14 protein-coding genes are annotated in these 16,174 nt (G+C 46.9%); 12 read left to right on the forward strand and 2 right to left on the reverse strand.

Annotated elements, in window-relative coordinates:
* The first annotated feature begins 152 nt into the window (after window positions 1–152).
* Window positions 153–2,045 (forward strand): methyl-accepting chemotaxis protein, encoded by a 1,893-nt coding sequence (locus C6H04_RS05555; protein WP_104732563.1) that lies wholly within the window; start codon window positions 153–155, stop codon window positions 2,043–2,045.
* Here the strand turns inward: C6H04_RS05555 and C6H04_RS05560 are convergent.
* Together C6H04_RS05560 and C6H04_RS05565 are read right to left on the reverse strand one after the other, a co-directional pair.
* Window positions 2,035–4,080, reverse strand: a complete 2,046-nt coding sequence (locus tag C6H04_RS05560; RefSeq protein WP_104732564.1) for a hypothetical protein — start codon at window positions 4,078–4,080, stop codon at window positions 2,035–2,037. The two genes, C6H04_RS05555 and C6H04_RS05560, sit on opposite strands and share 11 nt — an antisense overlap.
* A gap of 5 nt (window positions 4,081–4,085) precedes the next feature.
* Window positions 4,086–6,731 carry a phosphoenolpyruvate carboxylase gene (locus C6H04_RS05565; protein ID WP_104732565.1) on the reverse strand — a complete coding sequence of 882 codons (2,646 nt, stop codon included), beginning with the start codon at window positions 6,729–6,731 and terminating at the stop codon, window positions 4,086–4,088.
* Between the two features lie 115 nt (window positions 6,732–6,846).
* Between C6H04_RS05565 and ilvC the strand changes: the two genes are divergently transcribed.
* Genes ilvC through C6H04_RS05620 form a run of 11 tightly spaced genes read left to right on the forward strand, consistent with a single transcriptional unit; the run spans window position 6,847 to window position 16,173 of the window.
* The gene (ilvC, locus tag C6H04_RS05570) at window positions 6,847–7,854 is read left to right on the forward strand and encodes a ketol-acid reductoisomerase (protein WP_104732566.1); all 1,008 of its coding nucleotides are present in this window, start codon (window positions 6,847–6,849) and stop codon (window positions 7,852–7,854) included.
* A gap of 9 nt (window positions 7,855–7,863) precedes the next feature.
* A complete protein-coding gene (gene minD, locus C6H04_RS05575; protein ID WP_104695207.1) occupies window positions 7,864–8,664 on the forward strand; it encodes a septum site-determining protein MinD in 801 nt (266 codons plus the stop codon).
* Window positions 8,661–8,912 (forward strand): cell division topological specificity factor MinE, encoded by a 252-nt coding sequence (gene minE, locus C6H04_RS05580; RefSeq protein WP_104732567.1) that lies wholly within the window; start codon window positions 8,661–8,663, stop codon window positions 8,910–8,912. The genes minD and minE overlap by 4 nt, the downstream gene beginning before the upstream one ends.
* A gap of 6 nt (window positions 8,913–8,918) precedes the next feature.
* On the forward strand, window positions 8,919–9,722 hold the full coding sequence (gene dprA / locus C6H04_RS05585; protein WP_438940245.1) for a DNA-processing protein DprA: 804 nt from the start codon (window positions 8,919–8,921) through the stop codon (window positions 9,720–9,722).
* Window positions 9,719–10,120, forward strand: a complete 402-nt coding sequence (gene ruvX / locus C6H04_RS05590) for a Holliday junction resolvase RuvX (RefSeq protein ID WP_233710432.1) — start codon at window positions 9,719–9,721, stop codon at window positions 10,118–10,120. The genes dprA and ruvX overlap by 4 nt, the downstream gene beginning before the upstream one ends.
* Window positions 10,117–11,085: an RluA family pseudouridine synthase gene (locus C6H04_RS05595; RefSeq protein ID WP_104732569.1), complete on the forward strand. Its 969-nt coding sequence runs from the start codon at window positions 10,117–10,119 to the stop codon at window positions 11,083–11,085. The genes ruvX and C6H04_RS05595 overlap by 4 nt, the downstream gene beginning before the upstream one ends.
* On the forward strand, window positions 11,030–12,286 hold the full coding sequence (locus C6H04_RS05600) for a fibronectin type III domain-containing protein (protein WP_104732570.1): 1,257 nt from the start codon (window positions 11,030–11,032) through the stop codon (window positions 12,284–12,286). The genes C6H04_RS05595 and C6H04_RS05600 overlap by 56 nt, the downstream gene beginning before the upstream one ends.
* A 3-nt stretch (window positions 12,287–12,289) precedes the next feature.
* Window positions 12,290–13,456 (forward strand): tRNA (guanosine(46)-N7)-methyltransferase TrmB, encoded by a 1,167-nt coding sequence (gene trmB / locus C6H04_RS05605; RefSeq protein WP_104695202.1) that lies wholly within the window; start codon window positions 12,290–12,292, stop codon window positions 13,454–13,456.
* Window positions 13,453–14,124 carry a cell division ATP-binding protein FtsE gene (locus C6H04_RS05610; protein ID WP_104695201.1) on the forward strand — a complete coding sequence of 224 codons (672 nt, stop codon included), beginning with the start codon at window positions 13,453–13,455 and terminating at the stop codon, window positions 14,122–14,124. The genes trmB and C6H04_RS05610 overlap by 4 nt, the downstream gene beginning before the upstream one ends.
* Window positions 14,111–14,920 carry a cell division FtsX domain-containing protein gene (locus C6H04_RS05615; RefSeq protein ID WP_104695200.1) on the forward strand — a complete coding sequence of 270 codons (810 nt, stop codon included), beginning with the start codon at window positions 14,111–14,113 and terminating at the stop codon, window positions 14,918–14,920. The genes C6H04_RS05610 and C6H04_RS05615 overlap by 14 nt, the downstream gene beginning before the upstream one ends.
* Window positions 14,917–16,173 carry a murein hydrolase activator EnvC family protein gene (locus C6H04_RS05620; RefSeq protein WP_104695199.1) on the forward strand — a complete coding sequence of 419 codons (1,257 nt, stop codon included), beginning with the start codon at window positions 14,917–14,919 and terminating at the stop codon, window positions 16,171–16,173. The genes C6H04_RS05615 and C6H04_RS05620 overlap by 4 nt, the downstream gene beginning before the upstream one ends.
* Window position 16,174 lies beyond the last annotated feature (1 nt).

Genomic DNA, 16,174 nt, shown 5'->3' on the forward strand with positions numbered 1-16,174 from the left:
AGTTCAAAACTGCAAACCATGTTGGGAATTGAGGGCTAGGGATTTGCTTAACTATCCAGGCCATAACAATTTTGGTGTCTTTATTGTAGTTATTTCTTAAGCGACAATTATTTAAAATCCTTTGTTGATGATTAAGATAGAGGTGTCTTCAGATGACTTTTAAAGCGAAGATTCTGTTCGTGCTAGCAGGGCTTTTGATGATCGCTTTTGCTCTGGTCATTGCTGTCATCAATATCTCTGCAAGCTCCAGTCTTACGAACACAGTGCGCCATTCCTTAAATACCGCAGTGAATTTGATTTCTTCTTCTCTAGCAGAATGGAATGAAAGTACCCGCACCGCATTGACTAGAACAATCAAGGACCTAGAGGCACTGGACTTTACAAACCGGGATCATGTGAAAGAAATCTTAAAATTTACACATGATGCGATGGTGGCAGAAAATGCGTATGTAGGCCTCAAAGACGGACATGTAGTGGGTACTATGACATCTTTGCCGCCGGATTACGACCCTCGAAAGAGAGTTTGGTATCAGAAAGCCCAGTCAAGCAACGCTATTGTCGTCAGCAATCCCTACAAGGATGCTTTTACGCAAAAGATGATTCTCACCTACAGTGTACCCCTATTTCAAAAGGGTATTTTTCAAGGGGTATTGGCCATTGATCTGAGTTTAGATCGCCTTAGTTACAATAAAAGTAATAAATTTCATGTTGACGGAGGAAAAATTCACATATTAGATCGCGATGCTTTCGTGGTGTATTCGCACACCCTCGAGCCGGGTTCTAGTTACCGAGATACCCATGTTTACAAGGGGGGTAAGGAATTGATTGACAGAATCTTTGCCACTTCCTCGGGTTTTTTAGAACATAATGCGGCTGGAGTGAATGAATTCTATGTCTATACGACCGTGCCCGATCTGGGGTGGAAAGTCTTAGGAGTTGTTAACAAGAAAGACGCTTTTCAAAATTTGAAACATCTGCAGACAACTTTACTAATCATTGCGCTTACGGCAATTGCATTGGTGTTAGCTATTCTTTTTGGCTTGATTCACATTCTCTTCATGCCCTTGATCCGATTAAGGGATTTGATCATTGAATTGGTGTCTAAAGAGGGAGATTTGACTAAGAGACTTTCCATCAAGGGCAAGGATGAGATTGCCGAAATTTCTAAGAACATCAACGCATTTTTAGAAAAGACTCAAGAAATTATTTCTAAAATCAAAGAACTCAGTTCTGAAAACACAAAGATTGCCAACACATTGCAAGGGAGTTCTAGCAATGTGCAGCAACACACCCAAGAGGAAACAAAGCGCATTTCTCTCACGATTAGCAATGCCAACGAAATTATGCACAGAATCTTAGCTGGTGCTGATAATGCGCAGCGCAATAATAAAAATCTAGTGCAAACAGGAAATGCGCTAGGAGAGGTGCGCGCTAAAATCCAAGACTTTAGCGCGAATTTAGCGAGTAATGCCCAATTAGGCGTGGAATTTTCTGATAAACTCGAAGAAACTTCTCAGAATACGGAAAATATCAAGGCTATTTTAACTATCATTTCTGATATTGCCGATCAGACCAATTTACTCGCTTTGAATGCCGCCATTGAGGCTGCGCGGGCAGGCGAACATGGACGGGGCTTTGCTGTGGTGGCTGATGAAGTGCGTAAATTGGCAGAGAAAACTCAAGATAGTTTGAGCGAAATCGATGTAACCATTACGCAAGTGGTGCAGAGTGTGAGCGATATTAGCCAGAATTTACACAAGAACGCCCAAGAAATTCTCAAAACTTCTGAACTCACCTCTGCTCTACAAGAAGTTGTCGATGCGAATGTGCAAAATATCCAGATTGTGATCAACGCTACCACCAAGGATGTAGAGGAATTTAAGGGAGTGGCCAATGCAACAAAGGTCATTGTGGAGGATATCCAAGAAATTAGTAAGCTCGCTTCCTCGAATTATCAGAGTGTACAGGATGTGTCTAGCGCAAGTTCCTCGTTAAATAAGATGGCTGATGTCTTTAACCGCGAGCTGGGTAAATTTAAGGTGTAGCGGCATCCAACACATAGTCGCCACTCTCCACGCATACAATTCGCGTATTGTGGATGCTGGGGCGCACGCGCTTGTCTTTGATTAACTCTTCGATTTCGTACTTGGCGCATGTGCCTTGATGGGGGCGCACAAAGCGCTTTTTCCACTCTGCATACGCCTCCGAATTTTTGATCGCATCATCTAAGTATTGCCCCTCATAAACCTCTACAAATTGCATAAAATCTGGGTCCAATTTAAGGCCGTCATCCTGCACACTGGTATTGCGATCGGCTTGGGTTTGGGTGAGTTCGCGCACATAGTAAGTGGGAGCAGACGCGCCAACTTGAGTGGGGCGTTGGTAGGTTTTGGTGGTTTTGATGGTAGTTGTAGAGTAGGTGCTGCTCCATTCTTGGTTTGTATTGGGTTCAATGTGCAAGCATTGGCGCGTCCTGGCTTTGGGGCAGCGTTTTTGGGAATAATTGGCCTTGGAAATTTTAAAGGTATGCAGAGTTTTGGTTGGCCCTAAATTCTCTACTTTATCGGGTAATTGGGTGTAGGCCAAAGTGATCTTGCCACTCTTACCGCTGCTAGCATCGCTATCAAAATTGCATGCACTCAAGTCTAAATATTGCCCACTGGCTTGATCTAGACTTTTAATGAGGGTGGGACGGTAGGCTTCCAATTTGGCATCGTCATAGGTCCAACTCCCACATGCCACTTCTTGGTATGCGCCCATGCCAGCCCCCTGCAGGGGAGTTTCTTGGGGCGGGGTTGTAGAAGGTTCAGGAGAGCTTAAGGTTTGAGTTTTAGGTTCTTGTGCGGGTGGGGGTTGAGGAGTGGTTTGTGGGACTTCTTTGGGGGACTCTGTTGGGTTTTGAGGTGTTTTGGAGGGTGCGCTTAGAAGGGTATCAGTGGGAGTTTTGTTCTCAGAAATTGGCTCAGGAGTGTTTGAGAGAATAGGATCTTGCGTGATTGTCTTTTTGCCCACACTCTCTGTAGTAGAGGAAGATGGGGGAGATGGTGTAGGGGTGGAAGGAGTGCTAGAGGAATTGGGAGTATAAGAACTAGGGGGTATCCAAGCATTTTCAGGGATGGGTAAAGGCATGAAAGGAGGGTTAGGAGGAGGACTTATTGGGGGGCTAAAGTTGGAGGAAGGGGGTGGCTGATTGCGTAAAGCAGGTGAGTAGGAGGGAGGGGCAGAGGGGCGTTCAATACCTTCATTGCCTCGCTCTAAGGTAGGTGGTGTGGTTTGTGCGATGGCTCCGCGTCCCCTTGTGGAAGAGCGCGTGCTGCGATTCTTGCGCGCACTAGAACGAGCACTACTAGGACTACGAGTGCGTTTTGCAGTGGGAGTGGTGAGTGAAGTGCTACGAGAAGCTAAAGCGCTAGCACGCAATGTGCGCGATGTGCGCGCACCCCTAGTAGTGCGTTTGGGTGTGCTACTTCTCTTAACATGTGTAGAACGCGTAGAATTTCTAGTGCGGCTGGAACGCACGCTCAAGGGGCGCGGGTTTGAGCTTTTTGCGCTCAAGGGGCGTTGGGTAGGGACGCGTCTCTCTATGCGTTCAAGGTTTTCTGGGCGTGCATTTGGTAGCACAGCCCCATTCATCCCCACCCCTTCTATTTCCCTCACAAGCAACCCCTCGCGTGTGGGCTGATAAGCAATGTAATCTGTATAACGCACTCCAAGCAGAGTGGCCATTCTCTTGGGATCGCTTTCTTTAAAATGGATACGAGTCCCCTTAGCAATCTTGTTGAGTTTGAGAGTGCCCAATGCTTGAGAAGTCTTGAGTCCAGAGAGGGGCGTGGGTTTGGGAGGTTTAGTGCCTTTGGTGCTAGGTATTCTCTGTAAAGAGAGGGCATGGAAAAACAATTCTTGGGCTTGAATATTATAACGCCCCTTGCAAATTAAGTGCGCTTGGGGAACGTTTTTGAGCACCACATGGGCTGAAAAATTTCCCGTGCGCTTGCCTAAATCTAGCTCATCTACAAGTTGCACCACCAGGGCGCGTAAGGGCAAGAACAAGATACATAACCCTAGTAAGAACCTGAGCATGATCCTTAACCCGTGTTGCGCATACCCTGAGCGATGCCAATAATCGTGCTGTGGATATAGATTTTGAGCTGCGCTTGGCGCTCCCTAGAGGGCGTGGTGTTGAACGCGTCGATGAGGGCGATCTGCAAGCAGCTGAGAGCATTGACATAGGGAGTTCTAAAGAGAATGCCCTCGCGCACCTCTAAATCTCTCTCTAAAAGATGCGTTTCAGAGCGTACGGCTAACATTGCGCGCATGGTCTTATCAAACTCGTCTTGGATGCGTGCCCAAATACGCGATGCGCTGGGGCTGTGTGCGGCAAAATGGTGATATTGATGGGCGATTTGCAAATCTACTTTGAGGAGGACTTGGGCGATATTGTCTAGCACGACCTTAAAAAATCCCCCTTTTTGGTAGAGTGCACGTAATTCTTCTAAATCCCCCACGCTCTCTAGCCCGCTGCCCACACCATACCACGCGGGCAATAAACTTCGATTTTGCGTCCATGCAAAGACCCAAGGAATCGCACGCAAATCCTCAATACGCGTGCTCTCCTTGCGTTTAGAGGGGCGTGAACCCAAATTGAGTTCTTGAATAAAATTAATGGGGGTAGCTTGTTTGAAATAATCTAAAAAGCCTGGGGTGTCGTGGATAAGGGCGCGATAAGTTTCACAAGAAACCTCAGAGATTGTCTGCATAGGTGCGCAAAGAGCGCTTTCTGGATGGCGTTGGAGGCTGTGGTGATCGAGGGTGAATTTGCTCAAAAGCGCGCCTGTGATATTAGAGAGATTGCTTAACGCGCTAGAGGGGTTGAGATACTTCGCGCTGATAGTTTCTCCCTGTTCGGTGAGTTTTAAAATCTTACCCACGCTGTGCAGGGGTGCGCTGAGCAGGGCATCTTGCAAATCTCCTCCACCCCGACTCACACTTCCTCCTCTCCCATGGAATAAGTTAAACTGGATATCTAATTGCTTGCCCAGCTCCACCAACGCGCTAATGGCCTCATACAGATTGTAATTGCTCGCAAAAATCCCACCATCTTTGCTCGAATCAGAATAGCCCACCATGATGGCCTGCTGCTTGCCCATGCTCTCCAAATAAGCGCGGTAATGGGGATTATCATTAAGAATTTGCATGATCGCTTGGGCATGCTGCAAGTCAGTAATCGTTTCAAAAAGGGGAGTGATGTAAATTTTGAGATGATCATGGCTATTGAGTGCATGCTGTTTAGCCAGCCATAGCACACTGAGCAAATCACTCGCCTGTGTGGTCATGGAAACAATGATGGAGTGGAAGACAGGCGCGCCAATTTTGCCCTTAGCCCAAACGATGTGGTTGAACGCCTCTAGCAAGCGCTTGCATTCAGGACTGAGTTCTAGGGAACTTAAAGACACTAGGGGTTGGCTGAAGGCGTGGTTGAGAATCTCAATTTTGATATGTTCATCGAGAGCGTGGAAATCACTGGTAGCTAATCCTAGATGACAGAAGACTTCGCTAATAGCATACAAAAAGACATCGCGATGTTCTCTAAAATCTAAGCGCAAGAGATGGAAACCTCCAAGGAGCACTAGATGCCTAAAATCTAGTAGAGGTTGTGCCAAAGAAGGGTCTAAGTTTTCCAATAATAGATCGATGTCTGCGATGAGTTCCTCAGGGTCCTGATAGGCAAAATCCACTTTTAAAGGAGAGTTCAAGGCAATAAGGCGATTCTTAAGCTTTTGTTCTATGAGCACGAGCTTTGCCCTAAAGGGTTCTTTGGGGTGCAGACGCGCGCTAGTGGGATCGAGGCGTTCAAAATTTGCGCTTAAATCCTCTTGTAAGCCTTGAGAAATAGGGCAAAAATCACTGGAGATAGAGAGTTCTCGCTGCAACCTGGCTGTGTGTTTCAAATAAGTTTTGAGGATAAACTCGTGTTGAATCAACACGACTTGGTGCATGAGCGCATTACTCACGAAGGGATTGCCATCGCGATCGCCCCCAATCCAACTGCCCAATTGGAGAGTGCTTTGCTGGAGGGGTGCATTTAGGGTCTTTTGGACGGTACGCAGGAGGATTTGCGCACTGGGCAAAATGGAGTGTTCCAAAATATAGAGTAGATTATCCAGTTCAAAGAGCACCTCCAGACGCTCTTGGCGGATGAGATGGCTTTTCCAAAGTAGACGCAAGCGATAAGCCAAATGTTCTTTGGCGCGTGAGGCAGTGGCCTGATTACAAGCATGATCGAAGATGAGCGAGAGATCGTGGTAAATCTCTTGGATGGCTTCTAAGAAGGTGCGCCGCATCGATTCGGTGGGGTGGGCTGTGAATACAGGATAAAACTGGATGCCCTTCAATACATGGGTTAGGGTATGGGGAGGAAATCCCTCTTGAAGTAAATGCTGGTAGGCCTGATCCAGCAGAGAGGGTTGTTGATTCTTGTGGCGTTCCTCAACAATATTGATCAGAATATTATACAGGGAAAAGGCCTTGATCACCTCTAAAATCTGTGTAGAAGCTGCGATCTCTTGTAAAGCCGTCGCGATGTCCGCCTTGATCTGAGATGTATCGCGCTCGAAAAGGCTCTTCAGGCGCAAAAAATGACCCGTAGTGGCGGGGCTAAACTCTTCCAGAATGCCCACAACCATGCCATGCAGAAACTCTAATTCCTGGCTCACCTGCGAATCTTGACGCATTACACCCCCTACACAGGATTTAATGGCAGACATCATAGCACAAAAACGCTAATACCCTATGAGATTTAAGTAACTTTGCCCTACAATGGTGGATAGAGTCAAAAAAAGGGAACGTATGTCTAGGGGTGCGGGGTTCTTGCCCATCTATACAGACACAGAGAATCCAGTGGGCTTGGTGGCTACACAGCGTGTGGCGATCTTGGGGTATGGAGCGCAGGGGCGCGCGCATGCGCTCAATTTACGCGATAGCGGCGTTGATGTCAAAATTGGTTTATATGCAACCAGTCCTAGTATAGCTCTAGCCCAACAAGAAGGATTTGAAGTGTGTAGTGTGGCTGAGTGCACACAGAACAGCGATGTGTTAGCCTTCATGCTTCCTGATGAAGTCCATGCAAAGGTGTATGCACAGGAGGTCGCCCCTTTTTTAAAATCTGGGCAAAATCTTGTCTTTGCGCATGGTTTTAGCGTCTATTTCAGACATATTCAAGCCCTTGAGGGTGTGGGGGTCATATTGGTCGCTCCTAAAGGTCCTGGCTATGCGCTAAGGGCCAGTTACCAGCAGGGGAGTGGTTTATTTGCCTTGATTGCCCTAGAGCAGGATAATTGCCAGCGCAATGGGAGAGATTTGGCTTTGAGCTACGCGATGGCCATTGGATCGGGACGGGTGGGAATCTTGGAAACGACTTTCAAGCATGAGGCCTGCAGCGATCTCTTTGGAGAACAGGTCGTGCTCTGTGGTGGGCTCAAGAGTTTATTAGAAAAAGCCTTTGAGGTGTTAGTGGAAGCGGGCTATCCAGCAGAACTGGCGTATTTTGAATGCGTGCATGAGATTAAACTCATCGCAGATTTGTTGTATACAGAGGGGTTAGCGCGCATGCAGGAACACATTTCAAACACGGCAGAATATGGGGGGCTGGTGAGTGGAGAAAAAATTGTAGACAAACAAACCAAGATGCGCATGCAAGAGGTATTAAGGGCTATAGAGAGTGGGGATTTTTCTCATGCGTTCATGCAAGAAGCGCAGCAAAATTACCCTAGCCTGCGTGCGCACAGACAGGCGTTACAAGATCAGCTTTTGGAGCAGATCGGAGCACGCCTACGGGCACATTTATTCAAGGCATAAGGAGAGATTGTGGTTATCACCATCACATCAGGCAAGGGGGGTGTGGGCAAGAGCACCACTACGGCAAATCTGGCGATTGGGTTGGCGATGCACCAAAAAAAAGTTGTAGCCATTGACTTTGATATTGGGCTGCGTAACTTGGATATGATCTTAGGTTTGGAAAATAGGATTGTCTATGATGTCGTCGATGTGATGGAGGGAAATTGTAAATTACCTCAAGCTCTCATCAATGACAAGAAAACAAAAAATCTCTATTTTCTACCCGCCTCGCAAAGCAAGGATAAAAATATCCTAGAAAAGGACAAGGTACGAGCCTTGATTGAGAATCTCAAAACCCAGTTTGAATATGTCCTCATCGATTCGCCTGCGGGCATTGAAAGTGGGTTTGAGCATGCGGTACTTTTTGCCGATCGCGCGCTGGTGGTGGTAACCCCAGAGGTGAGCAGTGTGCGCGATAGCGATCGCGTCATTGGAATTATCGATGCCAAGAGTCAAAAGGGTAAAGAAGGTCAGGAAATGCCCAAACACATTGTGATCAACCGCATTAAACCCGATTTGGTGGAAAGACAAGAAATGCTCTCCAATGAAGATGTGCTCAAAATTTTAGCTCTACCCCTCATTGGTTTAGTGCCTGAAGACGACAAGATTATTTCAGCCACTAACACGGGAGAACCCGTGATCTACACCAAGAGTCCCAGCGCGCTCGCCTTCCAGCGCATCACTCAGCGCCTCTTAGGTCAAGAAGTTGACTTTGTAGAGTTTAAAGCCAAAAGAGGCTTAGTGGGGACATTGCGGGGTTGGTTTGCATGAGTGCATGGCTGGATAAATGGTTTAGGGGACAGAGTAGTGCGCGCGTAGCTAAGGATCGCCTCAAATTGGTGCTCGCTTACGAGCGTAGCATGCGCTTGCCCTATATTGAGGAGATGAAAAAAGAAATCTTGGCCGTTGTGCAGAAGTACACCCACACCTCCAAAATCGATGTGCGCACCAATTCTAACCACAATATCGACACCCTGGAGGTAGAAATTGTGCTCGAGCATGGAAGTGATCATTCCTAAATGGCCCTGTTAAGTCATCTACATTACCACAAGCTAGGTGCCCTGCCCGTGTGCTTAAGGGTTTTGAAAAAAGCTCCTCAAGACCTATACTATGCGGGTCGCGCGGAATTGCTCGATGCCCCCTTAAAGGTGGCCATTGTGGGCAGTAGGACTCCTAGCCAATACACCCAACACGTTAGCGCAATGCTAGCTAGAGAAATCGCCAAACTTAAGGGCGTGGTGGTGAGTGGAGGGGCTTTGGGGGTAGATATTATCGCCCAAAAGAACGCTCTGCCTCACACGATCATGGTCTCTCCCTGCAGTTTAGACCTCATCTACCCGTCCAGCAACGCGCCCATTATCCGCCAAATCGCCCAAGAAGGCTTGATCTTGAGTGAATACGCGCAAAATTTCTTGCCCCATAAACACTCTTTTTTAGAGCGCAACCGCTTAGTTGTGGCTTTGAGTGATCTGGTCATTATTCCTGAAGCTAATCTCTACAGCGGCTCCATGGTCAGTGCTAGACTTGCCCTAACACAGCACAAACCGCTTTTTGTCCTGCCCCATCGTTTACATGAGAGTTTGGGCACTCAGGAATTGTTGCAAACCGGCAAAGCTAGGATGCTCCATAATCTGGAGCAATTCTGTGCCCAACTCGCCCAAAATTATCATTTAAACGCACCTAGTGTCCTTGCCCAAGATGCCTTGCTTGAATTTTGTAAGAGCGCGCCCACATACGAACAGGCCTACGCCCGCTATGGGGATTTGCTAGCCGAATACGAATTACAGGGGTTCATCGCGCGCCACAATGGCCGTGTGGTGCTCGTGTGAGCGAGTCCCCTCTGTTGGCCTGCGATGTGGGCTTGAAGCGCATTGGGTTGGCGCTATATGTGGGAGGTGTGGTGTTGCCCCTTGAGCCTATCATCCGACTCAATCGTCGACAAGCTAGCCAAGACTTGCAATCTCTTTTGGAGGTTAGAAAGCCCCAGAAATTACTTGTAGGTCTGCCCCACGCGCGCTATGCAGACACCCGTAAGCGTGTCTTGCATTTTGTCAGCTTGCTAGATTTTACACCTATGGTGTATGTTGATGAAGAGAGTAGCAGCACACAGGCTTTAGAACACACTGCCCATTTGGCACGCATGAAACGCCAGCAGGCGCGCAAAAATGGGGTGCTGGATAGCTTGAGTGCGTGTGTGATTTTAGAACGCTACTTGCAGGGCACATGAGAGAAGCGATCGCACAAACTAGCGGGCGCGTGGATAGTTTCCTAGCACAATTTTTAGAAATTAGCAAAAACCAAGCCCTGCAACGCATTAAAGCAGGCTTAGTGTGCATCAATGATCGCATCTGTGCCAAGGGAGGAGTGGTGCTAAAAAAGGGAGATCGGGTGTGCGTGCACGATGCCCTAACACTCCCTAAAACACCCACGATCCCTCTAAATTGGAGCCTAGAGTGTCTTTACGAGGATGAGGATATTTTGGTGCTCAATAAACCCCCCTATTTGGCTGTGCACCCTGCACCCAGTCTTAAAGAAGCCAGTTTGGTCGAATATCTACAAGCAAAGGGAGTTGTGCTCTCTACTTTAGGGGGCGTGGAGCGTTGTGGGATTGTACACCGCTTAGACAAAGAAACCAGTGGTGCGCTGGTAATCGCTAAAAACAATACCAGCCACGCCCATTTGAGTGCTCAACTGCAGACTAGAGAGATGGGGCGTTACTATGTCGCGCTCATTGCGGGGCATTTGCGCGCGCCCCTATGTGTGGAGTGTAGATTGGGCAGACACCCTAAAAACCGCTTAAAAATGGCAAATTTAGACGCGTTGAAGGTCAAAGGGGGTAAATTAGCCAAGACCTTTTTTGTGCCCTTGGTAGATGGCATGGCGCACCAACTAGTTGGTGCGCGCCTGTATAGCGGACGCACCCACCAAGTGCGCGCCCACTTGGAGAGTGTGGGGCGACGCATTTTGGGGGATAAACTCTATGGAGTAGAGGACTCGCGCGCACCGCGCACCATGTTACATGCCTATTTGCTCTATGTAACGCACCCTCGAAGTGGGGAGAGACTTTTATTTAAAGCCAAGCTTTTAAAGGACATGGTAGAATGCGCGCAATCACATTTGCAAGGGGTTAATTGGCATGGGTGTTTGCAGGAAGATTATTTTTTGGAGTGTTTCCGCGCTTCTACTGGCTAGTTGCACCCCCTCTAAAAAGAATAATTCACTCTCCTTTGCCAACCATGCACGAGGGGAGAGCACCAACGCAAGTTTGCCCGTAGTCAAAGGGATCAAAACCATTAATGATGTGCAATCTGTAGGTTTTGAGTGGCAGCCCATAGAGCATCCTGAACTCATCGAAGGGTTTATTATCTATCGCATGCAAACTGATCGAACTTTTAAACGCGTGGGCGTTGTGCGCAGTGCCTTTGCCACTCACTATTACGATGATGGTCTCACGCCCCAAACGCAGTATTATTACAAAATTGCCACGCTGGGTAAAAATGGAGAGGTTTCTGCCATGTCTGAAACCATTAGTGTGAACACTTCCTTCATCAATCCTGTAGAAAATGTCTTTGCCAGCATAACAAGTCCCAAGGAAATTAAGATTTTTTGGACTCCTCACCCCAATCCTAGCATTGCTAAATACATTGTACAACGCGAGGATAATCAGGGCAAGTTTGTCAATATTGGAGTGGTCAAAAACCGCCTCTTTGTAGAGTATTTTGACAAAAAATTAGGTGATGGGCAAACTTATCGTTACCGTGTGATCGCAGAAAATTTTGATGGAGCAAAATCTTTGCCCAGCGCGGTGGTGGTGGGCAAAACCAAAAATCCCCCCCCTGCAATTTCAGGCGTGCAAGCAAGCGCAGACCTCACACGCAAGATTAATCTCACATGGCAACCCTCCAGCCAAAAAGACATCGTGGCTTACAAGGTTTATGCCGCTAATGACCCAGATGGCAAATACAGGGAAATTGCCCAGGTGCGAGATACCAATTATACGGATAATGTAGACCTAGATGGAGTGGATCGCTATTACAAAGTGGTCGCTTTAGATAAGGACGGTATTCAAGGGGAATTGCCTCAAGGTGCGATCAAAGGTACAACTTTACCTCGCCCTCCCACGCCACTCATCAGCAAAGGCACAATTGAAGATGGACAGGCGATTATTGTGTGGGGAGCCATCCAAGACCCTAGAGTTAAGAGTTATGCGATCTATCGTTTTGAAGACAATGCGCGCTCTAAACCCCTGCGTTATGGGGAAATTTTAGGCACCCAATTTGTGGACAAAAACATGGAAAATGGCAGAAAATACCGCTATCAGGTGGTGAGCGTGGATAAAGATGGGCTCGAATCGCGTCCGAGTAAAGAAGTAGAGTTGCGCCTGGATCGCTGATGCATGCCTCATTTTAGTGCCACTCAGGTTAACCTGCCCGCCTTTCCCTTTGAGCAGGAGGAGATGTGTTTTTTATACTGCGCCCAAAGTGTCCTACACACCCATGTAAGCCTAATTCGGGTGTGCACCAAGGATGGCTATGATTTTTGTCTCTACCAGATTGCCCAAAAACAACAATTTTTATTTAAAGCAGAGAAATCCACGCGTCCCATTCCTGTCGGGGTATTACAGCAAGCATTACGGGTTTTGGCGCACTATTGTGTAGTAACCGGAGGCAATTTAGGAGAGGAAAGCCCATATAAACGAAGCCCATTTTTGTTGGAAAGCACGCAATTGCTGCGCTTAAGCACAGTTCACTTGGAAATTGGTTTTGGTTCAGGGGTGCATCTGCTCTCAAAGGCACAAGATCAGCGCGATCAAATCTATGTGGGCGTGGAGATTCACACCCCTAGCATTGAACAGGTTTTACGCCACATAGAACGCTTCAAACTACAAAATGTCTACATCCTGCGCGCAGATGCGCGATCCCTCTTAGAGATTTTACCTGCGCAGTGCTGTTTGAGTGTGGATTTACACTTCCCCGTACCATGGGAGAAAAGTCCCACAAGACGAGTCATGAATGCGAACACTTTGGCGCATATACTCAGGGTGTTGGTCGATAATGGGGTGTTTTGGTTACGCACGGATAGTTTAGCCTACTTTAAACAGAGTCTGGATTTGACGCTGGCCTTAGAGGAGTGTGCATGCCAGGTGGCTAAAAATGCCCCCGCTCCTGTGTCCAGCAAGTATGAAGCGCGCTGGATACGGCAGAATCGAGAAATTTACGATTTGCGCATAAGCGCGCGCCACACACAAGCGCATGCGCCAATCAAAAACATGCTCTTGGAGATGGAGCGTGTAGAGGGCATACCTAGGGGACTGGATTTTGTGCTAGCACATCGCCTCTTTAGGGGTGCTAATTATTTTTTACACATTCAAGATGTGTTAGAATATGCCCAACTTTGGGTTTTGGTGCTGAGTTTTGGAGATTTTAACACCCCGACCAATAAGATTGCGGTCTGGGATAGTCAGAGTGGCGCGCTAGAATATGTGGGAGGACTGCCCTTCAACACGCATGCTAATGGATTAGCGCACCAAAAATTACAGGAAATTTTGCTGGAGGCCTTGTGAGCAGTATTGTTGTGGCCAGAGATTTGTCTTTAGGCTATAAGAGAGATGAATGGGTGATTCGGGGGGCAAATTTAAAAGTGGAGCGTAAGGACTTTGTGTTCATCTCTGGACCTAGTGGTTGTGGGAAGAGCACTCTATTGCGCTCTTTATACGGGGATTTGCCCTTACTAGGAGGAAGCTTAGAAGTGTGTAATATCAATGTAAATCGCGCTTCTAGGGCTTTTATCAATGAATTACGCCGTCATATTGGAGTGGTGTTTCAGGATTATAAATTGATTGAAGAGTGGACTGTAGAGCAAAATATCAAATTGCCCATGCTCATCAATGGATACAAGAAGGAAGAGTGCAATATCCAAGCGGAAAAACTCTTAGCCCATGTGGATTTGCTCTACAAATCCAATCGTTATCCCTTAGAACTCAGTGGGGGGGAGCAACAACGAGTCGCTATGGCGCGTGCCATAGCCCATAAACCTTTTTTAATTTTGGCAGATGAGCCCACGGGAAACCTAGACGACTATTCTAGTGATATGATTTGGAGTTTGCTCAAAGGGGCTAATAAGCAGCTAGACATTACGATTGTAGTGGTCACACACCGCATTCCAAGCAATTTCAATGTACCCTACCGCAAGATTTATATCAAGGACGGAGAGGTGCATGAATACACTTAGGGAACATTTGGCATTTCTATTACCCTTGGTTGCTTTGCTCGTGGGTTTAGAGAGTGTGCTGTGGATTCAGCGAGCATTGCATATCCGCGAGGAACAGCTCTCTAAAAACTACACCATCACCATAGTGAGTCAACAAAAGCTGAGCTTAGAATTTATCCGCCAAAATATTCGATCGAGTATCGGGCTTGAACTCATTAATCCGGATGCTCTTTTGGAGAGGTTGCAACAGAATATCAGTCCCAGCTCCCTTGCCGATCTCAGGAAAAGTTTGCCCTTTTTTTATTCTCTCAAACTCAAAAATTTCCCCACCTCTGATGAGCTCAAACGCATTCACAATCGTCTTTTGAAAATCCCTGGAGTATCCAGGGTGGAAGTCTTTAGCAAGGCCCATGATCAAGAGTACCGACTCTTGCTCTTGCTCCAAGAGAGCACTTTCGTCTTCGCCTTTTTAGTGGGCTTACTTTCGATTTTACTCTTGATCAAGCAGGTGAGTGTGTGGAATTTGCAATACTCTAAGCGCATTGAAATCATGGAGCTCTTAGGTGCGCCCATGCGCATCAAAAATGGCTTTTTATTCCGTCTAGCCTTGGTAGATTCGGTGCTAGCCAGTGTGGGGGTTTTAATAGGTTGCCTCTATGTGAATTCCCAGAGTAAATTTCAAAGTCTCACCAACGCACTGGAGGTTCAAAACACCTTATTTGTATGGCATGAAGACTTCTTTATCTTCTTAGGAGCATCACTGGCCGTATCTCTAGCATGTGTGTGGATTGTGGTGGTGCAAAGGAGGACGACATGAAAAAAAGCTTGCTCTTGATCTGGATCATGGGACTCTGCATGAGTCTTGGAGCTAGAGAAGAGGGGATTGAAGAAATCCAGCGCAATATCAATCTGAATACTGATAAATTACAAGAGACCACGGCGCAGAAGAACAAGTTGAGCACGCATCTCAATAGCCTGGGCAGTGCCATTAATCAAAAATACCAACAAAGTCAAGAACTCGCTAAACAAATTCAAAGTATTCAAAAGAATATCGATAAAAACCAGGCTCAAAGCCAGGTTCAAGAGAAAGCTTTAGAGGAGTACCGCCTTTACCTCAACAATCTAAAACGAAATCGCCTCAAAATCCAAGATGAAGTAACCACGCTGTTGCTCAAGGATATTGTTTTTGTGATGGTGCTTGATACGCAAAATCTTGCCAGCGCAGAGGACTTAATCCTCCAAGAAGTCTTTAAGCAGCTCAGCCAAAGCTCCAGAGATCAGCTCGCCAGCCTGAATTTACAAGAGGAGCAGATCAATAATAAGATTGCGCAAATCTCTAACAATATTACCCAGATTAGCACTATTATCAATGCCCAGAAAGATCGTAAGCGTAATTTACAATTAGTGGTGGGAGCGCAGCAAAAAATTATCGAGAGCATGCGCGCTGAATTGGCCCTCTATAACAAAAAACTAGAAACCCTGGATCAAGAACGCAAGGGGCTTGACAAACTCTTGGCCTCTCTGAACATCGTAAAGATGGCCAAAGAAAAGGAACTTGAGCGCAAAAGGGCTCAAAAAGATCGTGAGCAAGCACCTAGACCAAGCATTGAAGGGATTGAAGCACCTATCGAAGTGAGACAGGTGGCCAGCTCTTATCATGATATCATGACAATTACCTACAAAGGTCCTAAGACAATCTCCCCTTTAAGTAATTACAAAGTCGTGCAAAAGTTTGGCCCTTATTTTGATCCTGTTTACAAACTCAAAATTTTTAACGAATCCATCACTTTGGTTTCCACCAAGCCCAATGCCGTGGTACGCAGTGTCTTTGATGGACGGGTGGTTTATGCTAAGGAAGTACCCATCTTAAAGAAAGTGATCATCATTGAACATAAGGATGGAATGCACACGATCTACTCCCAACTAGACAAGATCGCTCCTACCATTCGGCACGGCCTGCGCGTGCAAAAGGGATATGTGATTGGACGCATTGATCAGCGCCTGAGCTTTGAGGTTACGCTCAAAGACAAGCATATCGATCCTTTAGAGCTCATTGCACAAAGCCAGTGAA

The organism is Helicobacter salomonis (assembly GCF_900197775.1).
In the GTDB taxonomy this organism is placed as follows: Bacteria; Campylobacterota; Campylobacteria; order Campylobacterales; family Helicobacteraceae; genus Helicobacter; species Helicobacter salomonis.

Bases quoted from the DNA above. Each gene is read 5' to 3' on its own strand.
- C6H04_RS05555 (WP_104732563.1), top strand. From the start codon at position 153: ATGACTTTTAAAGCGAAGATTCTGTTCGTGCTAGCAGGGCTTTTGATG.
- C6H04_RS05560 (WP_104732564.1), bottom strand. From the start codon at position 4,080: ATGCTCAGGTTCTTACTAGGGTTATGTATCTTGTTCTTGCCCTTACGC.
- C6H04_RS05565 (WP_104732565.1), bottom strand. From the start codon at position 6,731: ATGCGTCAAGATTCGCAGGTGAGCCAGGAATTAGAGTTTCTGCATGGC.
- ilvC (WP_104732566.1), top strand. From the start codon at position 6,847: ATGTCTAGGGGTGCGGGGTTCTTGCCCATCTATACAGACACAGAGAAT.
- minE (WP_104732567.1), top strand. From the start codon at position 8,661: ATGAGTGCATGGCTGGATAAATGGTTTAGGGGACAGAGTAGTGCGCGC.
- C6H04_RS05595 (WP_104732569.1), top strand. From the start codon at position 10,117: ATGAGAGAAGCGATCGCACAAACTAGCGGGCGCGTGGATAGTTTCCTA.
- C6H04_RS05600 (WP_104732570.1), top strand. From the start codon at position 11,030: ATGGGTGTTTGCAGGAAGATTATTTTTTGGAGTGTTTCCGCGCTTCTA.
- trmB (WP_104695202.1), top strand. From the start codon at position 12,290: ATGCCTCATTTTAGTGCCACTCAGGTTAACCTGCCCGCCTTTCCCTTT.
- C6H04_RS05615 (WP_104695200.1), top strand. From the start codon at position 14,111: ATGAATACACTTAGGGAACATTTGGCATTTCTATTACCCTTGGTTGCT.
- C6H04_RS05620 (WP_104695199.1), top strand. From the start codon at position 14,917: ATGAAAAAAAGCTTGCTCTTGATCTGGATCATGGGACTCTGCATGAGT.